A 6,955-nucleotide genomic window follows, 5' to 3' on the forward strand; every position below is an offset into this window, starting at 1 on the left:
ATTGTATATTAATACAGAGTTTTTCGATTTTAAGTCGGTTTCCAAAGGGGAAGAAATAAAATTCTTCTCCTTTTTGTATTCTCAAGTTCTATGGACGTGGACAGAAATAGATATTGATTTTTAGGCTTAGAGATTTTTTTTGTTGTTGCATATAGCAAGGTTTTGATTATTTCTTATTGGTTTCAAATATTCTTAGTTTTTTATTTTCAATAAGTATGTTGTAACTAAAATGATAGGGACAGATCAAAATCCGTTCTATACATAAATATTTATTCTGTTTCAGATGTTATTCATTTGTTATATTAATAAAACATTCCTACTAATTCTGAAAATAGCTCGCTAGATATTACTATGGGATAAATGAACCTTTTCTGGTTGTTATTATTTTAATTTCACATAAGTAAAGCAAATAATCCCAACTTATGTAAAAGATTAAGATTAAAAACCAATCCTCCGAATGCTTTTCACAAAAAAATAATATTTAATCCAATTAAATAACAAGAAAAAAATCGAAAACATTTATGTATTTTCTCTCGATTTTTATTTTACAAAATATCATCAATTAATAATTAAATTTATAAAATAGAATAAAAGCTCATTCACGTTCGAAAAACACCCTACTTTATGAATAACAATTCTATTAATCTCAACTTAACGACACAAAAATTCTAAATATTGAAGTTAGTCAAGTTATTATTTTGAACTTTTCTAATTACTCGCTACTATATTCTTCACCTTGTCTGTTGATAAGGAAACATTAACTGTTATTTTTTTGTTGTTTTTAAGGCGTAAATTTAAACAATCCATTTGCTGTATTAATGTACGGCATTAACGTTAACTCAATAATCTATTTTTCTGTCGTATCAATTCGGCAGAGGTGGGATGTATTAAAAAATGAAAACCAAGTTAATTATTTCATCTTTATTTGTTTCATCTGTATTTATGTCTGCCGCGCACGCTGCTGATGGGGAAATCAAATTTACGGGAAAAATTACCGCAACAGCGTGTAAAGTTGACTCAAACTCAATTAATCAAACCGTAAATATGGGTACGATTAGTTCAAGTTCATTTAATGGAGTTGGTAGTACCTCCGCCGCTACTCGCTTTAGTATTCAATTGACGGACTGCCCTACAAAAGTGGGCGAAGCACGGGTCAAATTTGATGGTCACACGCATGTAAACAATCCAAAACTTTTAGCATTAACCAGTGCTAGTGAAGAGAGTTCAGCTACAGGTGTCGCAATCGCTCTTTATGAAGATGACAGTAACACATTGATTCCACTGGCAGAAAACTCACGCACTCAGTCTTTTTCAGGTAAAAAAGCTACACAGTTGAATTTCATTGCCAAATATATGGCAATAGATAAGACAGTGACTCCAGGCTCAGGTGATGCAGTAGCTAACTTCACTATCGTTTATAACTAACGGAATTTATGGCAGGGAAGCCAAAACAATATATTGTTTGGAGCAGCCATTTTGAAATTCTTTCGCATTTTAATGCTTATTTTTATCTACATTTTCAGCACCAATATTTCTCTTGCTGGCGTTGTCATTGGTGGCACACGTGTTGTTTATCTTAGTGACCAAAGAGAAGCGTCAATTTCCATTAATAATCCAGAAACCGATATTTCTTATCTCATCCAATCGTGGGTTCAGGACGAACATGATGAAACTAAAGTGCCTTTTATTATCACTCCCCCGCTTTTTAAATTAACGGCCGGGAATGAGAATATTTTACGTATTGTCAAAATCGGAAATAATTTACCAGATGACAGAGAATCTTTGTTCTGGCTCAATATCAAGTCTATTCCTGCTACAGCTAAAACAGAACAAAATCAATTGCAAATCACGGTAAAATCCCGGTTTAAACTCTTCTTCCGCCCTGCGGGCCTGGCAGACAATGCCAGCGTGGCCTATAAGGCATTGAAGTTTAAAGCCGATGGTCACAAACTTATTGCGAAAAATCCGACCCCCTATTATATCTCTTTTTCTGGGTTATATACTGGTAATGGTGCCAAAAATTATGAAATCAAATCTGCCGGTATGATCCCGCCTTTTGAGCAAGTGAGCTGGGATGTTCCTATTCAAAACATCAATCAAGTGACTTGGAAAACGATTAATGATTTTGGCGGCACAATGCCAGAAGAAAAACGTGAGCTGTAATTAAAAAATCATACAAACTATATACCCAATAGACTTCAAAAGACCACTTGAATAATGGAGGGTATAGCAAAATTAGAAAATTATCATGGATAACTATCGTCATTATCTTCAACAAAATATTTCTGATAATTGGGCGTTATTTATCAAGCTGAGCTTGCGTGGCCTATATAGTAAGATGCCTCTCTGTGCATTGTTAACCACATTTATTTGGGTGTATAACAATAAAGCTTATGCTGAAGAGTATTTCAACATTAATGCGCTGGAAACCCATTCAGGTTTTCCGGAGAATATTGATCTATCAATTTTCACTCAAGAAGATCAACAGCCTCCCGGCTATTATTGGGTAGATATCTATCTTAATCGGGAAAAAGTAGATACCGGAAATATAGATTTTATTATTGTAAATAATAAGCTATCTCCCAAGCTTAAAGTACAACAACTCAGAGAAATGGGAGTAAATATTGAGTCAGCTCCTAAACTGCTTAATTTGCCGCAAGAAACAGAACTCACTGATCTTGGTCAATATATTCCATCGGCATCGACGTCTTTTGATTTCAAACGCCAGCGACTGGATATCAGTATTCCTCAAGCGGCCTTGAATAGTCAGGCGAAAGACTATGTGCCACCTCATTTGTGGGATCAGGGATTAACGTCCCTGTTGCTCAACTATAACTATAATGGATCTATGACTTGGCAGGATAATCAACCCGACTCAACAAAAAACCATTTTCTCAACCTCAGAATGGGTGCCAATTGGGAAGCATGGCGTTTGCGGAACTATTCCACTTACAGCAGCCAGAATAGAAAATGGCAAAATATCAGTACATACCTTCAGCGAGATATTCATGCACTAAAAAGCCAATTAATATTAGGTGACAGTTACACACCCTCACCTATCTTTGATAGCTTCCAGTTTCGTGGAATACAATTGTCTTCCGATGACAATATGTTGCCCGATAGCTTAAAAGGATTTGCACCGACAATTAGGGGAATTGCCCAAAGTAATGCTCAAGTCACCGTTAAGCAAAATGGTTACATTATCTATGAATCTTACGTTTCTCCCGGGCCTTTTGTTATCAATGATCTCTATCCAACAACTTCAACAGGAGATATGGAGATCATTGTCAAGGAAGCCGATGGGAAAGAACATCGTTCTGTGCAGACTTTTTCTACTGTACCTCTTATGCTACGGGAAAATAGCCTGCGACACTCGCTGACCTTGGGAAAATATCAATCTAATTCCCATCGTGGAAAAGAACCTTACTTCATGCAGGGTACGGTAATTTATGGAATTTCCAACCGTGTCACTGCCTATGGCGGAGCCACGATTGCAAAAGATTATCAATCCATCGCCTTGGGTACAGGCTATAGTCTCTCTGATTGGGGTTCCCTTTCTTTTGATGCTACTTATGCCAAAACCAATTTAATATCGGGTTCCAGTTCTTATGGTCAATCTTATCGTTTCCAATATGCCAAAGATCTCTCTCAGACGGGAACTAACTTCACTCTCGCGGGTTATCGTTACTCGACACAAAATTTTTACGATTTTAAAGATGCGAATGAGTTAGATGCTGCAATTAATGGAATAATCCACAATAGCACCAATAAACGCAGTAAATTACAGTTACATATTAATCAGCCTCTTGGTGATTGGGGAGCCATCTATTTATCGGCTTTCCAACAGAATTATTGGCATCAAAAAGGTTACGAAAGGAATGTCAGTGCTGGTTATAACAAAAATTACAATTCAATCAATTATAGCTTGAATTATTCTCACAGTGCTTTCCCCGGCTCGGCTCATAATGAGCAAATTGTCTCATTCAGTGTTCAGATCCCCCTTGATCGTTGGCTAAAGAATAGCTGGGTAAGCTATAACATGACCAGCAGCAAAAACAGTGATACATCTCATCAACTTAGTTTAAATGGTACAGCTCTTGAAGATGGCAAACTGATTTATAACATTCAGCAAAATTATACCAGCCACAATAAAGGCGCTGGCGGAAATATCGGTGCAGAATATAAGGGATCTTATGGTCAAATCAACGCTGGTTACAATTACGACAAATACTCCAAGCAACTGAATTATGGTTTAAATGGAGGGATTGTTGTCCATCCTTATGGCATCACCCTTTCCCAATCTTTGGGTGATACTTTGGCATTAGTGCGCGCCAAAGGTGCTTCAGGCGTCAAAGTACAAAACCACACCGGCATCAAGACTGACTGGAAAGGCTATGCCATTGTACCTTATGTCAGTAACTATCGGAAAAACCGCATTGCACTGGATACGTATTCAATGGGTAACAACGTTGATATTGATATCAATACGCAAACTATTATCCCAACTCAGGGCTCACTGACTCTGGCCAATTTTCAGACTCGCATTGGTTATCGCGTTTTGATGGTACTTTCCCATAAAGGTAAAGAGATCCCATTTGGTGCAACTGCAACATTGGAAAAACAGCATGACATTGATGAATCCAACAGCGCAATTGTCAGCAATGATGGACAAGTTTATCTCAGTGGCATTCCTAAATCGGGTCAGATATGGGTTAAGTGGGGACACAAAGAAATACAGGAGTGTCGTGTCAATTATCGACTCCCTGATGAAGAGCCGGCTTCAGGTTTGCACATGATTGAAGCCTTTTGCGAATAACAGTATCGACATATTTGTTTGATATATAATTAAAAAATAGTGGAAATCATTCTATGGCCAACAGATTGAAATTATTATTGGCAAGTATATTTTTCATCGGCACGATGAGTAGTTTTGATAGTTTAGCGGATTATGATTGCCAGTATTCAGCGGGTTTTGTGCCCAGAACAACTCAGGTTTCTTTTGGTACAATGATTACAGTTCCTCGAAGCCATCCCATCGGGACAACTATCAAAGAAATACGTCTGGATCAAGTGGATGAAAAAGGTAATATTGCCCTCTGCAATCCCCATACGCCTACAACATGGGAAGAACCCGATCTTGCACCTGCAAACTATAACCATGATGCCATTTATGAATCCGGTGTTCAGGGGGTTGGTATTCGTATTAACACATGGGCACCCGATTATGGGATTGGTTGGTTGCCCAGAACCGCAACCTATCCAGCCACTTGCCCTCCACCATGGCAATTTCAAGGGAAAAATCAATATTGTGGTAAATCATGGGGTTATATAACAGTACAATTGATCAAGATTGCGCCAACAACAGGTTCAGGTGCTGTCAAGTCAGTAAAATTGACCCGTGCCAAATTAGGTCACAATATCCTTGTTCATACTTTCAATTTGTCGAATACGTATATCATGACCAAAGGTTGTTCTCTCAGTCAAAAGATAATTTCAGTCAATATGGGAGATATTAAAAAAAGTGACTTCCGAGGCATTAACAGTACAGTAGGAATGAGGGGTTTTGATATCACAATAGATTGCGATGCTGATGTGAATGTCACATTGACACTGGATGGAACCTCTGCAAGCTGGAATAACAGAAATATCTGGGCATTGGATCATGGTGACAACGTCACGGCAAAAGGAGTCGGTTTGCAGATATTATACCAAAACCACCTCGTATCAATGCGCAATCCGGTTGTGTCTGGTTCCAGCCAGTCAGGAGGAAAAATAACAATTCCACTGCATGCACGTTATATCCAGACAGAATCGGCAATTACACCGGGCAAAGCGGATGCAACAGCGACAATTACGTTAACTTATCAATAAAAACAGCACTGCCCAAGTAACAGGTATAAAAATGGGGCAATTACGCCCCATTGGTTCTCTCTTATATCAAACACACACGTAACTTACTTCTTCTAAACACTCAGACAGTTAGAAACTATATCCCACGCCGAACATGAAGACCCATGGGTCAAGGCGAGTTTTATATTTGTACTGCGTATCACCGGCTTTGAATTTCACGTCAGTTTCGATATTCATCCACCAAAGTGAGGTATTCAGCATCCAGTTTTTGTCCAGTTTATAATCCAAACCTACTTGGCCTGCGATTCCCCAAGAATCTTTCAGATCCAAACTATTTAAATTAGCAGTCTGTACAGTGGTATTACCACTATTAAATTTTTCGCTAAAGAATGTGGTGTAGTTAACGCCAACCCCAACATAAGGACGCAATTTATCTTCTCTAGAACCAAAATAATATTGTGCCATTAGGGTTGGTGGTAAATGTTTGACTTCAGCGATTTCACCAGCTTGAGGTAAACTCACTTTGTGCTGGAATGGTGTCGCTGCCAATAATTCAACACTAATGTTGTCGGTGATCATATAGCCAAAAGTTAAACCCATCTCAGTATTATTATTGACACCAAAAGATCCCAATCCTAATACATTTTCAGAGCCAGCATTTGGCCTTACTGTTGCTGTACCTGCACGGAACAGGAAATCACCTGCTTCATGGGCAAAGGTGAATGACGGAGCTAGTGTAGCCGCAGCCAAGATGAGCGCAGAAATCTTTTTCATTATCCATCCCAATTATGTGGTTTTAAAACAGTCAGAAATATACCCGTTTGTTTACTATTATGATCTAAGACAGATCACATCTTTTAAAGATTTTTGGCAAAATAAAGTACTTACAATTTTATTATTTCACCTGTGAAGTATTTTAAATTGATCCAAATCAAAGTTAACTTACTATTAAATTTATTACTGTTTTTGGTTAGTATTTCGATATCAATTTTTGATTATCAATAATAAATTACGAATAGAAGTATTATGTTGAAAATAGCCCATTTAATATTTCAGTTAATTAACATTTTTATAATATATCTGTCATTTTTAGAAACCTCAGTGA

General features: G+C 37.6%; 5 protein-coding genes. 4 read left to right on the top strand and 1 reads right to left on the bottom strand.

Annotation, left to right across the window (positions count from 1 at the left end; all coding sequences use genetic code 11):
* Positions 1 to 894 precede the first annotated feature (894 nt).
* From AB204_RS20235 to AB204_RS20250, 4 genes are all read left to right on the top strand, one after another.
* Positions 895 to 1,425, top strand: coding sequence for a fimbrial protein (locus tag AB204_RS20235; protein WP_047965182.1), 531 nt, complete (start codon positions 895 to 897; stop codon positions 1,423 to 1,425).
* A 51-nt stretch (positions 1,426 to 1,476) separates the two neighbouring features.
* On the top strand, positions 1,477 to 2,163 hold the full coding sequence (locus AB204_RS20240) for a fimbrial biogenesis chaperone (protein WP_235428158.1): 687 nt from the start codon (positions 1,477 to 1,479) through the stop codon (positions 2,161 to 2,163).
* Positions 2,164 to 2,248: 85 nt separating this feature from the next.
* Complete coding sequence (locus tag AB204_RS20245) at positions 2,249 to 4,816, top strand: fimbria/pilus outer membrane usher protein (protein WP_053067962.1); 2,568 nt, start codon at positions 2,249 to 2,251, stop codon at positions 4,814 to 4,816.
* A 53-nt stretch (positions 4,817 to 4,869) separates the two neighbouring features.
* Complete coding sequence (locus tag AB204_RS20250) at positions 4,870 to 5,871, top strand: fimbrial protein (RefSeq protein WP_047965184.1); 1,002 nt, start codon at positions 4,870 to 4,872, stop codon at positions 5,869 to 5,871.
* A gap of 108 nt (positions 5,872 to 5,979) precedes the next feature.
* Here the strand turns inward: AB204_RS20250 and ompW are convergent, their stop codons facing one another.
* Entirely contained in the window at positions 5,980 to 6,624 is a 645-nt protein-coding gene (ompW, locus tag AB204_RS20255; RefSeq protein ID WP_047965185.1) for an outer membrane protein OmpW, read from the bottom strand.
* Between the last annotated feature and the right edge of the window lie 331 nt (positions 6,625 to 6,955).

Source organism: Xenorhabdus khoisanae, assembly GCF_001037465.1.
In the GTDB taxonomy this organism is placed as follows: domain Bacteria; phylum Pseudomonadota; class Gammaproteobacteria; order Enterobacterales; family Enterobacteriaceae; genus Xenorhabdus; species Xenorhabdus khoisanae.

Bases quoted from the DNA above. Each gene is read 5' to 3' on its own strand.
- AB204_RS20235 (WP_047965182.1), top strand. From the start codon at position 895: ATGAAAACCAAGTTAATTATTTCATCTTTATTTGTTTCATCTGTATTT.
- AB204_RS20245 (WP_053067962.1), top strand. From the start codon at position 2,249: ATGGATAACTATCGTCATTATCTTCAACAAAATATTTCTGATAATTGG.
- AB204_RS20250 (WP_047965184.1), top strand. From the start codon at position 4,870: ATGGCCAACAGATTGAAATTATTATTGGCAAGTATATTTTTCATCGGC.
- ompW (WP_047965185.1), bottom strand. From the start codon at position 6,624: ATGAAAAAGATTTCTGCGCTCATCTTGGCTGCGGCTACACTAGCTCCG.